Annotated in this window: 22 protein-coding genes; 10 read left to right on the forward strand and 12 right to left on the reverse strand. The window is 68.2% G+C overall.

Annotated features, from left to right (window positions below; all coding sequences use genetic code 11):
* Positions 1–55: 55 nt before the first annotated feature.
* Complete coding sequence (locus Drose_RS36550) at positions 56–490, forward strand: hypothetical protein (protein WP_260725762.1); 435 nt, start codon at positions 56–58, stop codon at positions 488–490.
* Positions 491–552: 62 nt separating this feature from the next.
* Here Drose_RS36550 and Drose_RS36555 read toward each other — a convergent pair whose 3' ends face one another.
* Positions 553–810, reverse strand: a complete 258-nt coding sequence (locus tag Drose_RS36555) for an STAS domain-containing protein (RefSeq protein ID WP_260725763.1) — start codon at positions 808–810, stop codon at positions 553–555.
* A 470-nt stretch (positions 811–1,280) separates the two neighbouring features.
* On the opposite strand from Drose_RS36555, the gene Drose_RS36560 reads away from it, so the two are divergent.
* On the forward strand, positions 1,281–1,604 hold the full coding sequence (locus tag Drose_RS36560) for an STAS domain-containing protein (protein ID WP_260725764.1): 324 nt from the start codon (positions 1,281–1,283) through the stop codon (positions 1,602–1,604).
* Here the strand turns inward: Drose_RS36560 and Drose_RS36565 are convergent.
* The 4 genes from Drose_RS36565 to Drose_RS36580 all read right to left on the reverse strand — a co-directional run bounded on the left by Drose_RS36565 (position 1,601) and on the right by Drose_RS36580 (position 4,908).
* On the reverse strand, positions 1,601–2,020 hold the full coding sequence (locus Drose_RS36565; protein ID WP_260725765.1) for a hypothetical protein: 420 nt from the start codon (positions 2,018–2,020) through the stop codon (positions 1,601–1,603). The two genes, Drose_RS36560 and Drose_RS36565, sit on opposite strands and share 4 nt — an antisense overlap.
* On the reverse strand, positions 2,017–2,238 hold the full coding sequence (locus tag Drose_RS36570) for a hypothetical protein (RefSeq protein WP_260725766.1): 222 nt from the start codon (positions 2,236–2,238) through the stop codon (positions 2,017–2,019). Before Drose_RS36570 ends, Drose_RS36565 begins: the two co-directional genes overlap by 4 nt.
* Positions 2,239–2,619: 381 nt before the next feature.
* Positions 2,620–3,210 carry a DUF1062 domain-containing protein gene (locus Drose_RS36575; protein WP_260725767.1) on the reverse strand — a complete coding sequence of 197 codons (591 nt, stop codon included), beginning with the start codon at positions 3,208–3,210 and terminating at the stop codon, positions 2,620–2,622.
* Between the two features lie 969 nt (positions 3,211–4,179).
* Complete coding sequence (locus tag Drose_RS36580; protein ID WP_260725768.1) at positions 4,180–4,908, reverse strand: hypothetical protein; 729 nt, start codon at positions 4,906–4,908, stop codon at positions 4,180–4,182.
* A 220-nt stretch (positions 4,909–5,128) separates the two neighbouring features.
* On the opposite strand from Drose_RS36580, the gene Drose_RS36585 reads away from it, so the two are divergent.
* The 4 genes from Drose_RS36585 to Drose_RS36600 all read left to right on the forward strand — a co-directional run bounded on the left by Drose_RS36585 (position 5,129) and on the right by Drose_RS36600 (position 7,618).
* The gene (locus Drose_RS36585; protein ID WP_260725769.1) at positions 5,129–5,614 is read left to right on the forward strand and encodes a SigE family RNA polymerase sigma factor; all 486 of its coding nucleotides are present in this window, start codon (positions 5,129–5,131) and stop codon (positions 5,612–5,614) included.
* The gene (locus Drose_RS36590) at positions 5,614–6,639 is read left to right on the forward strand and encodes a hypothetical protein (RefSeq protein ID WP_260725770.1); all 1,026 of its coding nucleotides are present in this window, start codon (positions 5,614–5,616) and stop codon (positions 6,637–6,639) included. The genes Drose_RS36585 and Drose_RS36590 overlap by 1 nt, the downstream gene beginning before the upstream one ends.
* Positions 6,606–6,977 carry a hypothetical protein gene (locus Drose_RS36595; protein ID WP_260725771.1) on the forward strand — a complete coding sequence of 124 codons (372 nt, stop codon included), beginning with the start codon at positions 6,606–6,608 and terminating at the stop codon, positions 6,975–6,977. Before Drose_RS36590 ends, Drose_RS36595 begins: the two co-directional genes overlap by 34 nt.
* A gap of 143 nt (positions 6,978–7,120) precedes the next feature.
* Positions 7,121–7,618, forward strand: a complete 498-nt coding sequence (locus tag Drose_RS36600; protein ID WP_260725772.1) for an NUDIX hydrolase — start codon at positions 7,121–7,123, stop codon at positions 7,616–7,618.
* 113 nt (positions 7,619–7,731) lie between these two features.
* Here the strand turns inward: Drose_RS36600 and Drose_RS36605 are convergent, their stop codons facing one another.
* The 3 genes from Drose_RS36605 to Drose_RS36615 form a co-directional block, all read right to left on the reverse strand.
* Positions 7,732–8,298, reverse strand: coding sequence for a hypothetical protein (locus tag Drose_RS36605; protein ID WP_260725773.1), 567 nt, complete (start codon positions 8,296–8,298; stop codon positions 7,732–7,734).
* A gap of 491 nt (positions 8,299–8,789) precedes the next feature.
* Positions 8,790–9,266 carry a DUF6326 family protein gene (locus tag Drose_RS36610; RefSeq protein WP_260725774.1) on the reverse strand — a complete coding sequence of 159 codons (477 nt, stop codon included), beginning with the start codon at positions 9,264–9,266 and terminating at the stop codon, positions 8,790–8,792.
* 95 nt (positions 9,267–9,361) lie between these two features.
* A complete protein-coding gene (locus tag Drose_RS36615) occupies positions 9,362–10,330 on the reverse strand; it encodes an NAD(P)-dependent alcohol dehydrogenase (protein WP_260729941.1) in 969 nt (322 codons plus the stop codon).
* Between the two features lie 206 nt (positions 10,331–10,536).
* On the opposite strand from Drose_RS36615, the gene Drose_RS36620 reads away from it, so the two are divergent.
* Positions 10,537–11,211, forward strand: a complete 675-nt coding sequence (locus tag Drose_RS36620) for a TetR/AcrR family transcriptional regulator (protein WP_390891476.1) — start codon at positions 10,537–10,539, stop codon at positions 11,209–11,211.
* 171 nt (positions 11,212–11,382) lie between these two features.
* On the opposite strand, the gene Drose_RS36625 is transcribed toward Drose_RS36620, so the two are convergent.
* From Drose_RS36625 to Drose_RS36635, 3 genes are all read right to left on the reverse strand, one after another.
* Positions 11,383–12,387, reverse strand: a complete 1,005-nt coding sequence (locus Drose_RS36625; protein ID WP_260725776.1) for a hypothetical protein — start codon at positions 12,385–12,387, stop codon at positions 11,383–11,385.
* A 56-nt stretch (positions 12,388–12,443) separates the two neighbouring features.
* Entirely contained in the window at positions 12,444–12,794 is a 351-nt protein-coding gene (locus Drose_RS36630; protein ID WP_260725777.1) for a PadR family transcriptional regulator, read from the reverse strand.
* Positions 12,795–13,199: 405 nt separating this feature from the next.
* The gene (locus Drose_RS36635; RefSeq protein ID WP_260725778.1) at positions 13,200–13,634 is read right to left on the reverse strand and encodes a winged helix-turn-helix transcriptional regulator; all 435 of its coding nucleotides are present in this window, start codon (positions 13,632–13,634) and stop codon (positions 13,200–13,202) included.
* A gap of 140 nt (positions 13,635–13,774) precedes the next feature.
* On the opposite strand from Drose_RS36635, the gene Drose_RS36640 reads away from it, so the two are divergent.
* The gene (locus Drose_RS36640) at positions 13,775–14,392 is read left to right on the forward strand and encodes an NADPH-dependent F420 reductase (RefSeq protein ID WP_260729942.1); all 618 of its coding nucleotides are present in this window, start codon (positions 13,775–13,777) and stop codon (positions 14,390–14,392) included.
* Between the two features lie 29 nt (positions 14,393–14,421).
* On the forward strand, positions 14,422–14,637 hold the full coding sequence (locus Drose_RS36645) for an SDR family oxidoreductase (RefSeq protein WP_260725779.1): 216 nt from the start codon (positions 14,422–14,424) through the stop codon (positions 14,635–14,637).
* Positions 14,638–14,851: 214 nt separating this feature from the next.
* Here the strand turns inward: Drose_RS36645 and Drose_RS36650 are convergent, their stop codons facing one another.
* The gene (locus tag Drose_RS36650; protein ID WP_260725780.1) at positions 14,852–15,067 is read right to left on the reverse strand and encodes a hypothetical protein; all 216 of its coding nucleotides are present in this window, start codon (positions 15,065–15,067) and stop codon (positions 14,852–14,854) included.
* A 108-nt stretch (positions 15,068–15,175) separates the two neighbouring features.
* On the opposite strand from Drose_RS36650, the gene Drose_RS36655 reads away from it, so the two are divergent.
* A complete protein-coding gene (locus Drose_RS36655) occupies positions 15,176–15,838 on the forward strand; it encodes an ATP-binding cassette domain-containing protein (RefSeq protein ID WP_260725781.1) in 663 nt (220 codons plus the stop codon).
* Positions 15,839–15,844 lie beyond the last annotated feature (6 nt).

Below are 15,844 nucleotides of genomic sequence, written 5' to 3' on the forward strand. Positions count from 1 at the left end.
GGGGCGGTCGGATGCTTCCGGGGTCGCCACGGTGCTGCCCCTCGACGGTGGTCCGATGGGGCAGACGCTGCGGACGCAGCAGCCGCAGGTGTTTGATGGCGGCGGCGTGTGGACAGTGTGGGCGCCGGTGACGGAGCGCGGTGAGACGATCGGGCTGCTGGAGCTGGTACTGCCGGTCGAGCCGGACGCCTCGGCGCTGGTGGAGGTGGGCCGGGTTGCGCATCTGCTCGGGTTCGTGGTGATCGCGAACCGGCGGCACACGGACCTGTCCGAGTGGGGGCAGCGCACCACGCCGTTCAACCTGTCGGCGGAGATCCAGCGCCGGCTGCTGCCCGGGGCGTTCACCTGCGAAGCGGGCGCGTTCACCCTGTCCGGGTGGCTGGAACCGGCGGCGAGCATCGGCGGGACACGTTCGACTACTCCCTCGCCCGGGACCTGCTGCACTTCAGCGTCACCGACGCCATGGGCCACGGCGTCGCCAGCGCGCTGACCGCAACCCTCGGCGTCGGGAGCTTGCGCAACACCCGCCGCCAGGAGGCGTGGCGGTGGTGCTCAGGCGGAGATGTCGGCTTCTGCCGCGTCGATGTCCTCGCTGAGGCGGATCAGGCGGTCCGCCGACGTGAGTTGCAGGACGTTGCGCACGACCGGCCGGGCCGCGGCCACATAGACGCGGCCGTCGCGGTCGAGTAGCTCCTTGTGCAGCCACACCATCATGCCGAGCGCGGTGGAGTCGATGAGCCGCACGGCGGCCAGGTCCAGCACGACGAACCGCGCGCCGTCGTCCAGCGCCCGCCGCAGGTGTCGACGCACCGGCGGGACGGTGCCCAGGTCTGTGGGACCCTGGGCTCGTTCGGCGCCGGCGCCCTCCAGGCGTCGGGTGATGCGGCGGCAGCGCCGCCGTCATGTGCAGCCGCATCAAGAGGTCCCCGGTTCCGAAGCGTTCGGCGGGATCGACGTGCCGCCGAGTCGTACCGGCGTGATTACCCGCAGCAGGTGAGGCAAAACGGTCCCACGGTACTCGTGGGCCAGGTCCTGCCCGCGACCGGCGAGCACATCACATACCGCATCGTGTGCTGGCCGCCGGGAGACGCCGCGCCGGGGACAGCGGCAACGACCGGCCACAGTCGGGCCGCCCTGGGTTGAGTCACCAGTGCTCGCCGGGATCTCCTGCGATCGGGCTCAGGCCCCTGCCACCGCAGATGCTTGCCGTATGACAACGGTTGCAGCTTGCCATGCATCCGTTATGGTCGCTTTCGCGTATATGGGGATCGAGGTGGAGCGTGGCACTGTCGGTAGACGTCCAGACCCGAGTGGGCGGGCCGGTTGCGATCACCCTGCGCGGCGAACTCGATCAGAGCACCGCACAGCAGCTACGCGCCGCGGTGACCGCCGCGCTGGCCTCCAGCCCGCTTCGGCTGTGCCTCGACATGACCCTGGTGACCTTCGTCGACTCCTCCGGATTCGGTGCCATGGTCGCCTCGCACAAGGCATGCCACGAACGCGGCTGCAACCTCACCCTCGAAGGAGTCAGCCACACCCTCTACCAGCGGCTCCATGTCACCGGCCTCACCGACCTGTTCGGGCTGACCCGGCCGTCTACCTAGTCGGCATACCCGCTCGTCGAGCGCGACGGCGAACGGGTACCGTCCCTTCCTGACGGTCCGCGCTCCGACGTTGCGTTTGACCACGACGCTGCTCGCGGAGCGGACGGGTGCGGAAAGGTGCCCCGTCGCCGGGGCTGTTCCCCGGCCAGCCACGAACCTAGCGGCAGGCCGATTCGCGGCAGCGCCAGAAGGTCGTGGGCCACCTCAACGGGCAGCGCTGGATCGACGCCGAGAACGGCACCTACGCGCGGCTGTCCCACGAGGTCCCGGTAGCCGACGAAGTCCCCGGCGAGCGTCAGACCCTTCTCGAGCATGTCGATGCCGGAGAAGTCGCCGCCGTCGACGGCCCGGGCGCTCTCCTCGACGCTGAGGATGGCCACGCGCAGCAGTGCGTGCTCCGGCGGGTTGGCGCTCACCGGCTGCCCCCTTCCTGGTCGGCCGCAGGCCCGAACGAGAACGCGTCGGCTGTGCCGAAGTGCGCGTAGAGGCTGGCCTGCAGGGTGTAGAGCTCGTGGTAGAGGCCGCCGAGCGCCATGAGGGCCGAGTGGTCGCCCTCCTCGACGATCCGGCCCTCGCTGAACACGTAGATGCGGTCGGCGGCGGCGATGTTGGCCAGCCGGTGCGAGACCACCACGGTTGTGCCCCCTGGACTGGCGGTTGTTCCTGCCCGAGTCTTGGAATGCGGTCAAAGCCGGCCCAGCGGCGGTGAAAGCGGCCAAGGCCAAGCAGCACCGGACGTTGAGCAGCGCCCGGCGGGCGGCCCCGCCGGCAGCGCCTGCCGGGAATGAGATCGATGTGGAGGCGGTCACCGAGGCAGCGCGGCAGCGGCGGCTCAGGTCCGCGATCCCGGACAGTGAAGGGCACCGTCCGAAGTGGACCCTTGGCGATGGCTGCAACTCGCACCGCCGCCGTGCGACCTGACGGGAGGAGAAGGCGGTTGTCGGAAGGATCGTGGGATCAACGCCGATCCTGAACACCGTCGCCTCATCCGTGCGGCACCGACATGTACGGAATTTCAAGAATCAATCATCCAGTCCCTCATCATCACGACAAAGGTGAATCCGGCGCTCGTCGGACGACGTAGCGAAATGTCGCACTTGATCCGGCGCAGCACCTCGTTTCTGCTGAGGCCGAGCCCTTGCGCGATGAGCCGCTCCGGACGCACCGGCACCGGATCCTCGAAGACGACCTCCACCTGGACCGGCCACGCCTCGTCGAGCCATGCCGACGGGGTATCCAGCCGCCAGGCCCCCTGCCAGTCCAGGGTGAACCGGTTGCGCCGGGCGAGCAGCGGATCCAACAGCGTGGCCGCCACCAACTCCGGATCGTTGGCGTGGTAGCCGTCAAGCTCAGCCGGATCGAAGGATCTGACCGGCGCTCGCTCGTACACGGTGATCTTGCTCGTCCGATCGCAGGCCACGCACCGGACCAGCAGCCACACGTCCAGCAACTTGCCGTTGGCGTTGACGCGGAACCTGCCCTCACCGGTGGTGGCCGACTCCGACCGACAGTCCACGCACCGCAACGACAGCAGAGGCAGACTGGTCCGACGAACGACCCAGGGCAGCACAATATGAGGTTGTGAAGACATGATGATCTCTCTCAAGACCTGACACGAGGCCGATTGCGCGCGGCCTCAAACGCTGCATGAACGGGCGCATACGAGCAGCCCGACAGAACCGACGGGAGGGTCGGCCTGAAGATGAGCGGAAGAAGGCGTCAGGTCTAAAGAGCAGGCGGGGTCACGCGGTTTGTCCTCTATCCTCGCTGCGACGGGGCCACAGGCAACCTATGAGAACGCGGAAGGGAAGCTCAAACGGTTTTCCGCTGCCCGCGGAGAGCCCTCGACGCCCTGCGCCACCGCCTACATCTCCAGATCATCGATGCTCTCGCCCACCGGCCAGCGAGCCCGGCAGCTTGACGGTGAACACCACGTTCGGCTCGGGAACCTCGACCCGGCCCGCTCCACATAGCGGCGGCCCTGACGCACCGAAACGCCGTACTGGTCGGCCAGCACCCGCGCAGCCGTGCCAGCCGACAGCCCGGCCGCGACCAAGTCGGAAGCGGCATCCGCACCGCGGCGTCACGTTCGCTAGCGTAGATCATGTACACGTTCTGGACTGCGGTAAAGATCCAGTCTGCATGGTTGTCGTCGGCGTCCGCCAGCGCTCGCGCGACCAGCGCCAGACCGGCCGGGTCTTTCCGACGAAGCAGCGCATCCGCGGTCACGAGGGTGACGAACGTGTCGTCAGCATCAAGCAGGAGCCGTCGCAGCGGCTGTGCCGACTCCGGCATCTCCGCAAAACTCGCCAGGGCCCGGCCGGCATCCGCCCGGTCCTGGTAGGCGCCGCTGCCGGCCAGCCTCAGCAGCGCCGCAACCACGGCACGTCGAGCTTCCACGTCCATGCCCGTCATCATCGAGGACGTCCGTTCGCGTTTCCGCCCCGACTCCGACCTACCAGCCGCATGGGACCGACTATCGATGTCCGATGGCGAGCACACAGCGGCAGATGTGCGCGGTCAGCACTCGTTGGCTAACGGCGCAGGTTGTCCCACTACGGGCTTGACGCCGAGTTCACCTGTGCTGAACCCACAGGTTTTCCTCGACGTATACGCCGCGGTCCCGTTCCCGATCGATCAGCACGAGGTTGAGCGCTCCGGGGACTACATATTCCCGGCTGACGGGAAACACCATGTCCGCCCAACTCTCCCATTCAGCGACGGTTCCTTCGATCACCATCGACCGCGGAGCTGGACAGAGCACCCGGGCCCCCATGCGCTGGTGGGTGCGGATCCATGGATCGATCGAGAGTCCGTCCGGGCGACTCCATCCGGCGTACTCGGCCATCGACACCATCGGGTAGCGGTGCTTCCACGTCGGTCGAAGCGGAGCGACCACATGCGTAAGGCCGTCGCTGCACGCTCGTCGCGCCAACTCCTCAAGCACGACACCGGCCATACCGCGCCTGTCATGCGATGAGCCCACGGCAACCGCCATGAAGCTCAGGCTCGTGGGCTCGATGCCGGCTTCTCGGCCGTCCACCGCACGGATCAACGCGTCGTCGTAGCCCGGGGGCAGGTCGTCAGCGCTGCCGTCCCAGGCCATCGGCACTCCCCAACCGCCGGCGACGACAGAACCCCCATCGAGCACCATGACGTCGTATCGCGCGAAGTACTCCTCAACCCGGCCCATGTATCTCTTCGGCACGTTGTCGTGGAAAACGAACTCTGGCCAGCGTTCGCGGAACACGACGGCCGCCGCCTCGTGCAGCTCGGGCCGATCGGCGCGAGTCACAATCTCCACGCCGGCAAAATATCGGCGTCGCCAAGTGGGCGCAACGCCGTTGTTCGGGCAATCCCCTGCACTCAACTCGGCAGCCTCCAGTCCGGGTATGCGTGGCGGACGCGGCGCAGCGCGGGTGGGTGAGCCGAGTCCCGGTCGGCCGTGGGGCGGAACGAGTCCGTCGTGTCGTGCAACACGACCGGCCCGCAGCTTCGTGTTAGGGGGGAGCAGGGAGGGCCGGTTGATATTCGAGGAGTACGTGGCGGCGCGGTTGCCCGCGCTGCTGCGGCAGGCGACGGTGCTAGCCGGCGATCCGCACGTGGCTGAGGACGTCGTCCAGGACGTACTGATCAAAGCGCAGCCGAGGTGGGCGCGGATCAGCGAGCTGGACGTGCCGGACGCGTACCTGCGCAAGATGATCGTGAATGAGCTGCTGTCAGCCCGCCGCCGGGTCGCTGCCGTCCTCCGCCGGGAACGGGTCCACTGGCCGGCGCCGGCCCAGGATGGCGTCGACGTGGTCGTGCGGCGCGAGGCGATCTTGCAGGTGATCCGTACCCTCCCGGTCCGTCAGCGCCTCGTGATCGCTCTGCGCTTCTACGAGGACATGACCGACGGCGACATCGCCGCGCTGCTGGGCTGCACCGAGGGGACAGTACGCAGTCAAGCGTCGCGTGCGCTGGCCAAGCTGCGCGAGATCGCCGCGTTGCAGCCGGTACGGGAGGACTGATGATCGACACCGATGCCATCCGAAGCGCCTTCGCCGCCCTCGCCGACGAGGCCCCGCCATCGGACCGGATCCGCGCCTCGCTGACCATCCGCGCGCGGCGGCACCGCCAGCGCCGGCTGATCCTGCGGCTCGCCGGCGCCGGTACGGTCGCGGCCGCCACCGGTGTCGCGGCGACCGGAGCGTGGCGTCTCACCCAACCCCCCGCGTCGAGGTTCCCGGTGCTTCATGCCGGACCCGGGGGCGGCTGGCTGGAGGTTCCCCTGCGCTTCCGTCCAGCATGGCTGCCCCGCAGCTACGGCGAGGGCAAACGCACCGTCATCGTGGACGGGACACAGGCCCCCGTCCTCTCGCGGGACTGGCAGCCAGGCACCGCGAACCAGGCGATCTCGCTGCTGATCGGCTGGCACCCGTCGCTCGATCCCGACCGGCCGAGCGGTCGGCCGACAACCGTCGACGTCAATGGCGTGCCCGGCCGGCTCGTCCAGGTCGCCGATCAGACCCCCGGCACGTACCTCACCTGGCAGCCGCCCGGCCAACCGCAACTGTTGGTGAGCGTACACACCGATGACGTCGCGGACGCCCAACAGGACTTGGCCCTGCGGGTCGCGCGTTCAGTGCGGCCGGATCCGGAAGTCACCTGGGTCGGCCCCCGTTTCGGCTGGCTGCCGCCGGACCTCGCCACCGTGCCGTGGCGGCTGAACCACGGGTTCGAGGACACGAACTGGACCCAGGAGGTGGCGATGAGCGACCCCGGCGGACGGCAGCTCCTCATCAGCATGGGGACCAGCGCCGCGATGCGGCTGGAAAACACGTTCGCCACCACGCCGATCCGCATCCGCGAGTGGAGCGGCTGGCAGGTGCCCGAGATGAAACAACTCTTCCTGACCCTGCCCGACGGCGTCGAGGTGTTCGCCCAACTCGACGACGGACCCGGCGACGAGCAGGCAATGCCCACGCTGATCCGGATCATCGAGGAGTTTGAGTTCGGACCATGGCCGGACATGAGCTGGATCGGTGGACGGTGATGTCCAGGATTGCCCCCAGACGCACTGACATCGGCATTATGCAGGTAATCCTTGTCAAGGGTCTGGTGAAGTTGATCCTGGTGAGGGCTGGTTATGACGTCCTATGGCAGGAGCGCGACACGACACTCGCCCAATGGATCAGACTCCTCCGGCCGTCGGGAAGGCTCGTGTTCATCGAAGGCCGGTGGACTACAGGTGCCGGACTGTCAGCGGCAGAGGCAAGCGCGCTCCTTCGACGTCATGGTCGGAGGGCCGAGCTGCGGCTGCTCAACGATCACGCGCTCTGGGGCCAGACCATCACCGACGAGCGCTATCTGCTGCTCAGCCGGCAAGGATGACCGTCACTGAACAAGTCGGCATCCGGACGCGCCGCCGATCACCGTCGTCGGCTCGCCGGCTCCCATCACGTTCCGTCTTGGCCTCGACGACCCCGGGGCCTACACGTCGGTGCGCGCTCGTGCCGAATTGAGTGCACTCGATCATGGCAGCAAGCAAGCACGCGATCATGCTGGGGCGCTGCGCCACGACGGCGGACGCGGCTTGGCATGATCTCGCCATGGCCACCTATGAAGTTGCGTTGGTGCTTCTCGTCGACGCCTCGGGGGCGGTACTCATGCAGCATCGCGATGATTGGACCTCGATCTCTCCGAATCAGTGGAGCTTGCCAGGCGGCCATGTCGAGCAAGGTGAAACGCCAGAACAGGCGGCGCACCGAGAGTTGCTCGAGGAGGCGGGCCTGACGGCGGGAGAGCTGCGCCTGTTGTGGAGCGGCCCTCGTCCATACGAGACAGGATTCCCGCACACGGTGACCGTTCACGTCTTCCACGGCACGACCAACGCTACGCAGCGGGACGTGGTTGTCGGCGAAGGACGCGCGATGGTGTTCATCCCGCGGGAACAGGTTCTCGACCGCGACTTGGCTGTGACGACCGCTACGATCCTGCCACTCCATCTGGGCAGCGCTGGCGACGCTCACTGATCCGCCGCCGATCGTGCGCGGCGTTTGCCGGGGCTCCGCCACGGTCCGTGCTGGCCGTCAGGGCGGCAACCGGCAGCAAGGGTACTCCATCATGCCGATGACAGCGCACCCGATCAGGCCGAGTCGCAGCCGAGGTCTCGACGGTCCGGCTCAAAGACGATTTCGAGCTGGTACTGCGGCGAGTCGTTCGATCCATGCAGGGTGAACCGGACTTGCTGGCTGTCAAACCGCTGGCCGGCGCAGAGCAGGACGGTCAGACCGTCGGCCGCGACGCGCCACCCGCCCTCTTCGAGCAGGCCTCGGTAGTACGCGATCACCGCGTCCCGGGTCATGGACGCTTCGGCGGCAACCGCGGCCGCCGCGATGCCCTGCTTGTCGCTGTCGCGCTCGCACGGCGCCGCGTGGTAGCTGCCCGTGCGGGTCAGGCCGTGCCGGACCTCGGTGAGGATCGGGCTGGCCGCGAGCTGTTCGGTAAGCCGCCGGTCGTGCTCGGTGCACTCGGGGACGGCGAACGCCGACAGCATGGGCGACACGCCCATCCACGCGATCGTCCCCAGGGCAATCACGATGACGGCGGTCGTCACCGCCGCGGCGGCGACAGCCCATCGCAGCCATCGTTCCGGCGGTTGAGCTGTGTCCAAGGGATCCCACACTCGGACATCATCGAGCGCGATCGGCAACCAGGCAAACCTCGCCGGCCATCGGCCCCGACCCAGACGTCGATGAATACCAGCCGGCTATGCGAAGGGTGCCGCAGACGCGACCCCGAGGCAGCCCTACGGCCGGACCGCAGGTCCGCGACGCGCCCCAGCAGTCGCGCCTGCGCCCGTCCGGGGAAGTTCGACGAGGATGGCAACCCGATCCCCACCCGACCAGCCACGCAGGACCCGGCCGATGCGGTTCTTCGATGCCGCCACCACTGCCGGTCCGAACGCCGAACAAGCGGTCACTTGACCTCCCGCCGCCGCGGCTGGGGCCGGGGCCGCGACGACCCCAGGATGGTTGCCGACAGGAGGGTCCCCATCACGGGCGTTGGCCACCGGCCAGTGAGCCCCCGCGCGGACACCGGACCGTTCGTGAGCAGGTTCTCTGCGTATACCGCGACTGAGCTGGTCACGGTCGGCCCGTGTCCGCCGCGGCGGGCTTCACGTCGTAGGACTTACACGGATACCTACTGTCGAAGGTCGGTCGTCGTGGGACCGGCTGGGACGGCGGGGGTTCGAGGCCATGTCCAGGCGGCGCGCAGGATGAAGGCCAGGAGCAGCACCTCGAGTCCGATGGAGAGGCCGTAGAAGGAGGCCCAGGCCCAGGACTCCCCTGCCGCGTTGAACACCGAGTAGGGAATGTAGAGCAATGCAACGACGAGGTTCGTGGCGCGGTTCACCCGGGCGGGCAGCGTCATGGAGAGCATCACCATCAGGGCCGGGATCGCCACGGACGCGAGCATAATGGTCAACAACGTCGGGCTGATGTCGAACTCAAAGACGACGCCAGCCAGGATGTCGTCGACGGAGCCAGGCTTGTAGAGGTGCAAGTAGTCGACGTAGATGTAGAGGAACATGAAGCTGGTCCATGCGGCGGCGAGCTTGGCCTGCACGGGGATCGGCGGGTTGTCGAGCAGGTTCGGGGTGTTCGTTCGGATGGTCATCGGTTCTTCTTTCGAGAGGAGCGGTCTCTCCGCCGGAGTGGCGGCAGGTTTGGGCGCGCACACGCACGGCTGGGTCGTTCTCGCCGGTCCGGTCGTCAGACGGTGACGACGACCTTCCCTCGGGTGTGGCCGGCCGCGACGTAGCGGAGGGCATCGGCTGCTTCGTCGAGGGGGTAGGTGCGGTCGATGACGGGCGTGACCCGCCCGGTCGTGAGCAGGTCGGCCAGGGTGAGCAGGTCCTGGCGCTTCTCGACCGACAGGAATGGCTTTAGCTGCTGACGGGTGAACCCGGACAGCACGCGCGCTTTGACGATCCGACCGAGGGGGCCGAGCCAGCGGCCGCCGTGGCCGCTGTTGGGGATCAGGGTGCCGGTGGGCGTCAGCGCTCGGCGGACAGCCGCCAGGGGCTGGGCTTCCACGTTGTCGAGGATGACGTCGTAGCGCTTCTCGGTGCGGGTGAAGTCGATCCTCGTGTAGTCAACGACGTCGTCGGCACCGAGCGACCGGACTAGGTCGACGTTGCGGGTGCTGCACACACCGGTCACCTCGGCGCCAAACGCCTTGGCGATCTGTACGGCGAAGGAGCCCACGCCGCCCGACGCGCCCGTGACCAGCACCGTCTGGCCCGGTCGAACGTTCGCGATGTCGCGCAATGCCTGCAACGCCGTCATGGCCGACGTGGGCACCGCTGCCGCGTCCACGACCGACAGGTTGGCAGGCACGGACACGAGGTTGTCCGCCGGGACGCAGGCGTACTCCGCGAGCGTTCCAGCGGTGCTCCAGCCGAACACCTCGTCGCCGGGGCGGAGAGCGGCGACATCCTTCCCGACCGCTGCCACCACGCCGGCGAGGTCCCTGCCAGGGATGCCGTGGCGTGGCCGGCGGAGCCCGAACGCCAGCCGCACCACGTACGGCTCACCGGTCATGACGAAGTAGTCGCCAGGATGTACCGAGGCCGCGCCCACCTGCACGAGCACATCGCCTCGACCGGGCAGCGGTAGCCCGACCTCGGACGACTCGAGCACTGAGGGCGGGCCGTAGCGGTGCTGGACGGCGGCCCGCATCGTCGTCGCCCCGGCCGGACTCGCCCCCGGCACCAGGCGTGCTCCGGCATTCGATCGCTGTTCGATTCCCACAGAAGCCCCTCATGTCCGAGCTACGACTCTCACTGGTTCGTACATCGTACGTCGTACACTGTACTAAGAGCGTACACTGTACGATGAACGTAGGCTGGACGATTGTCAAGCCGTTCGAGCGAGCGAGGAGACCCGTGCCTGCGAGGAAACAACGCCAGGTCGCGTCAGACACGGGGCTGAGCAAGCAACGGGTGGTGGTCGAGGCGGTCCGGCTCGCCGACCGCGAGGGGGTCGACGGGCTGAGCATGCGCCGGCTGGCTGGCGCGCTCGGCGCGGGAGCGATGTCGCTCTACCACTACGTGGCGAGCAAGGAGGAGCTGCTGGACGCCATGATCGACGTCGTGTTCGAGGAAATCGAGCTCCCGCCCGAAGAGACCGACTGGCAGTCAGCGATGCGACGGCGGGCGGTATCCGCCCGACGGGTTCTCGCAAGCCACCCGTGGGCGATCGGCCTGATGGAGTCGCGGACATCGCCGGGGCCCGCGAACCTCCGCCACCGCGAAGCGGTCATCGCCTGCCTGCGGAGGGCTGGCTTCCCAGTCGTGATGGCGACGCACGCCAACTGGTTGCTCGACAGCTACGTCTACGGTTTCGCCCTGCAGGAAGCCAGCCTGCCGTTCGACACCGCCGATGAGTTCGCGGACATCACCGAGGACGTCTTCCTGCCCCAGCTTCCTCCTGACGAGTTCCCCTACCTCAACGAGTCCGCCGCGGCGCTCGTCGCTGCCGGCTACGACCCGGCGGAGGAGTTCATCTTCGGCCTCGACCTCGTCCTAGCCGCTCTCGAGCCCCTGAGAGCCTCCACATAGCGACGCTCACGGACCATCGCGCGGCCCTCTGCACCGCAGGCTCCGCAGACGGCGCCGAAGTGCTCCGCTGGTCGGCCCCGTACGGCTGGCGCCGCAACAACGTCACCGTCTAATGGTCACTCGCAGTAATCCGCACCCCGCCACGTGGTCAAAGGTCGAATCTCCCGTGCCTCACCCCGCCGACGAATGCGTTCCACTCGTGTAATGGACCGCCTCGGCGGGCAGCGACCGGCCACCTGCCGAGCGTCGACCTCTTGCGGCGAGGGCCAGCGCCAGCAGCGCCGATCCCACCACGGCGACCAGTATCGCTGCGGCGGCCATGGACGACCACATCGGGACGCGGGGCCGGCCGGAGCCGGTGTCTTCGAGCATCGCACCGAGCGGGTTCAGTGCGAGCATGCCGATCGGCGTAAGCAGGATCAGCAGCGCCCAGACACCGCGGTAGTCGTGCCGGGCGGCCAGGCCGAACGCGAGCAGCGTCACGCCGATCAGCAGCGTCGCCCCGGCGGCTGGCAATGCTGTAGCGGCGGGCAGATAGTAGTCGCCGTAGAAGTTCAGGCGCAGTTCCGCGGCAACGGTGACCGGCATGGTCAATGCTGCGGCGGCGAGCGGCGTCAGCCGAACCCACCGGCGGTGCCGTGTGGCGGCGCCCACCGCGACGATACCGAGGACGAGCTGGGGCAGCAGCACGATCAGCGGTGGGCGGGGTATTCCGGTCAGCATCGCGGCCGGCACGACACCGGCGGTGACTAGCACGGCGAGGACCGCCAGGCGACGAAACCACCGGCCGGGAGCGACGACGTACACGACGGCCGTCAGCAACCAGACCGCCCACGCCGCTACCCCGAGGGACATGAAAGGACCGGTATACCTAGACCGGAACACTGTGGGTGCCAGCGCCTCGAAGATCGCCCACCCGCTCGCGAACGCGCTCGTGGTCGTCAGTGCGAGCAGGCCGGCGAGCCGGAAGCCGGGGCCGAGGCCGAGTGCGGTCCGTAGGTGCTGACGCAGCCCACCGGCCGCGAGGTCCGCGATGTCGGCCCGCGAGGGTCTCCTACGGTTGGGCGCGGCCAGGGACAGGTAGGTGTCCACCAGCTCCGAGCCACGCGTCCGCTGATAGTCGGCCGGATAGAACAGCGCCGTCCAGCGCGCATAGCGCCGTTCGAGATCGGTCATCGCAGGACGTCCTTGGTGATGCCCTTCCGGACGGTCCGGCTGGCTTTGCGGCAGACTCATGCGAATCTCCGGCTCGGGTGGGGCGCGACCTTGGCGGCGCGTAGCCGGGTGGTTGCCGCCTTGACGTTGCGGCGCATGCGTTCAGTCTCGCCGGCCAGCAGTTCGCCGCCCGGCTCGGTGAGCCGGTAGTAGCGGCGTAGCCGGCCGTCGACGATCTCCTCGTGGTCGACGCCCACCAGGCCTGCGTCGACCAGCCGGTCCAGCGCGCCGTACAGCGTGCCGGGCCGCAGCGAGACACGGCCGTCGGACAGCCGGGCCACCTCGGCGATCAGGCCGTAACCGTGCATCGGCTCGCCGGCGAGGGCGATGAGGATCAGGAATGTGGGTTCACGCAGCGGGGTTTCCACGCGCACCAATATATCGGCTGCGAAGGTATGACGGAACATCGCCACCGCTTGCGACCAAACAATCCTCGATCCGCGATCTTGGTACACGCATCTGCCGCTGTCTTTGCGCGGCGTGGCGGGGCCGACGGGGCGTTGCGGTCGCACCGCCATGCGGACGTCCACGACAGCGCCGACCGTCCGGGCTGTCGGCTCCATCGCGCCAGCCGCGGCCCCCAGTCCCCGCACCCAGGCTGGGCACCACCGCCAAGCCGACCCCCGTCCGGGCCCCCCACCGCAACCGGCCGCCGACCATCTGACTGCACCACCGCAGGCACCCCACCGCAGCCCATACGCATCCGGATCTGCCGAATGAGTGTGCCCAGCCGAACGGGAAAGCCGTGTGCCTGGGTGCCCTCACTGTGGCTGCTACTCAGCGTTGCCGGTGAGTGGGATGCGGCGACGCCGAGCGGCTCCGGGCCGGGTGGACGCCTCCCGCGCCTCGAACCGTTCCTGAGCGTCAAGGACCGCATCGGCGTACCGGGTGGCCCAGGCACTCATTGCCTGCATCGGCTCCAGCAGCGCGCTGCCCGCTTCCGTGAGCGCGTAGTCCACGCGGGGTGGCGCTTCCGGGTACGGCCGGCGCTCCACCAGTCCGTTGTACTCCAGCCGGCGCAACGCGTCGTTGAGTACCTTAGGGCTGATCCCGCCGATCCGGGTGAGGAGTGCCGCCGGACGCATCGGACCGTAAATGGCGATGGTGAAGACCACGACGCTGTCCCAGCAGTTGGCGAGCACCTCAAATGCCACACGGGCCCGGCAGTCGGAGGTGTAGTCGTCGAGCTGATCAGCAGGAATACCCATGCGCCCATCCTGCGCGATGCATTGCACACCGTACGGTGTGCATCGGCCTGCCTATCGTCCTGCACGGCGGTCTGAACCGAGGAGCCGCAGAGCGAGAACGGAGCAGACGGATGAGGATCGGCATACTCGGCGCGGGTGGTATGGCGGCAGCGCTTGGCGGCGCATGGACTGTGGCCGGACACGACGTGGTGATCGGCGGCCGGAATCAAGGGCGGGCGGAGCAGACCGCCAGACGCATCGGCGCCGCCGGGCATGGCAGCCTCGTGAACGCGGCGGGCCACGGCGATGTCATCCTCGTGGCGGTTCCGGCGGCAGAGGCGCCGCAATTGGTGGGCAGCCTCGCCGGGAGCCTCGCCGGTCGGACGGTCATCGACTGCACCAACTCCCTCGTACCGACCAGCGACGGGCCGATGCTCAACACCGGTGGCACGACGCCTGTGGCGCGGCAACTGGCAGGCGCCGCGCCCGACGCGCATGTGGTCAAGGCGTTCAACCTCTGCCACGTAAGCATCTGGACACTGCGTCCGCCAACCTTCGAGGGTGTACCGCTGGCCGTGCCATACTGCGCGGACCACGCCGAGGCAGCCGCGGCGACGGAGACCCTGATCAGCTCGATCGGCTGCACGCCGGCGCCCTGCGGCGGGCTGGAACGAGCGGCCTACCTGGAGGCGACAGCGGCGCTTGCGATCGGGCTGTGGTGGGCGGGCCAGCAACCGCGCACCGCGTTCCCCCTTCCAGCAGAGGCGCCGCCTCGCTGAGTTGGTCGAGTACGGCGGATCCGGCAGACGTGGGCCCGGGCTCAGCCGGGGTTCGGGTATGCGTCAGCAACTACCGCACCCGACGCCGCCACATCATCGACTCGATACCGGACAGCTACACCGACGTGATTCCGCTCGGCCGCCCCCTGGACGCCGGCGAGATCACCGCACCGATCGCGTTTCTCGCGTCGGCGGCGAACACCGGCATCACCGGTCAGGTGGTTGCCATCGACGGCGGCGTCTAGAAAGCGTCGTCCAGGGCGTACGTCATTGCCGAGTTCTGCGCGTTGCGGTACCTCGGTCGCGCATGGTCACCACGGCGATCCGGTATCCGGGACTCTCGAAGTCTGATCTGAGGTGTTGTTGACGCCGCCATGTGGCCTGGCTAACGTGGTACACCTGCACACTTGAGCAAGCGCTTGGTTGGAGAACGGCATATGGGCAAGATCGCGGTCCGGCTCAGGCCGGCGTCCCGACGAAAGCCGTGACGAACTTGCGCCGGGCGCTCTCGTCCAACAACAAGCCTGACTTGTACCTGGACTCCGGCCCGTCGACGATCATCACTGCGGTCCTATCGTTTCTCGAACAGAGCAAGATCTTGTTCTTCAACATCGCACCGACCACCGAATCCGCCGATCCGAGCAAGTTCCCGCTGAACTTCAACCTGTCGCCCACGCTGGACACGCAGGGCAAGGGCATCGCGACGTACGCCAAGGAGCGGGCTACAAATCCGCGGGCATCATCCAGGGCTCGACCGCCTCTGGCGAGGATTTCGCCAGGTCGGTGTCCAACGCGCTCAAGAGCGAGGGCACCGATGTCGTGGGCTCGGAGGGCTGCGCCAATGAGGCCTTGGACAAGGGTGTCGAGCGCCTGGGCCGGGACGTGCCGTTGATCGGTGACCTGTCCGTCGCAGCCACCGGGCTGGTCGCGATGGCCCACCGGACGGCCTGGTCGGCACCCCGTGTGTCAAGAACCTCAACTTCCTGGTGTTCAAGAGCACTGCGTGGTGGCCGGCCTGGTTGGGTCGGCGTCGTGGCGATCACTTCCGACCGGGCAGGGATCAGCATGAACGCTTCTCGGGACACCACGCCGCTGCTCGCGGTCGACGGTGTCGGCACCGGCTACGGCGACTTGAAGGTGGTACGTGGCGTCTCACTGAACGCACGCAGTGGACGAGTCACCGCCCTGGTGGGGCGCAACGGGGCGGGCAAGAGCGCGCTGCTGCGCGCGATCTGCGGCCTCTTCCGGCGCTTGACCGTGGAGCAGAATCTGCTGCTCGGCGGGTCCGCAAAGCGCTACTCACGCAAGCAGGCCAGGCCGGTGATCGACGAGATCCTCGAACTCTTCCCAGTGCTGGCCGCACGCCGCAGTGACCTCGCCGCCGCGACCGGCCCCTGCCGACGAGTTCAGCGACACCTCGCGGCTGCGCGACCTGTACTTCCCTAAGTCTCC

This window comes from Dactylosporangium roseum (assembly GCF_025264685.1).
GTDB lineage: Bacteria > Actinomycetota > Actinomycetes > Mycobacteriales > Micromonosporaceae > Dactylosporangium > Dactylosporangium roseum.

Coding starts and splice junctions, on each gene's coding strand:
- Drose_RS36600 (WP_260725772.1), top strand. CDS start 7,121: ATGGCAGCAAGCAAGCACGCGATCATGCTGGGGCGCTGCGCCACGACG.
- Drose_RS36595 (WP_260725771.1), top strand. CDS start 6,606: ATGGCCGGACATGAGCTGGATCGGTGGACGGTGATGTCCAGGATTGCC.
- Drose_RS36635 (WP_260725778.1), bottom strand. CDS start 13,634: ATGGGTATTCCTGCTGATCAGCTCGACGACTACACCTCCGACTGCCGG.
- Drose_RS36625 (WP_260725776.1), bottom strand. CDS start 12,387: ATGACCGATCTCGAACGGCGCTATGCGCGCTGGACGGCGCTGTTCTAT.
- Drose_RS36610 (WP_260725774.1), bottom strand. CDS start 9,266: ATGACCATCCGAACGAACACCCCGAACCTGCTCGACAACCCGCCGATC.
- Drose_RS36590 (WP_260725770.1), top strand. CDS start 5,614: ATGATCGACACCGATGCCATCCGAAGCGCCTTCGCCGCCCTCGCCGAC.
- Drose_RS36640 (WP_260729942.1), top strand. CDS start 13,775: ATGGCGGCAGCGCTTGGCGGCGCATGGACTGTGGCCGGACACGACGTG.
- Drose_RS36615 (WP_260729941.1), bottom strand. CDS start 10,330: ATGCGGGCCGCCGTCCAGCACCGCTACGGCCCGCCCTCAGTGCTCGAG.
- Drose_RS36550 (WP_260725762.1), top strand. CDS start 56: ATGGGGCAGACGCTGCGGACGCAGCAGCCGCAGGTGTTTGATGGCGGC.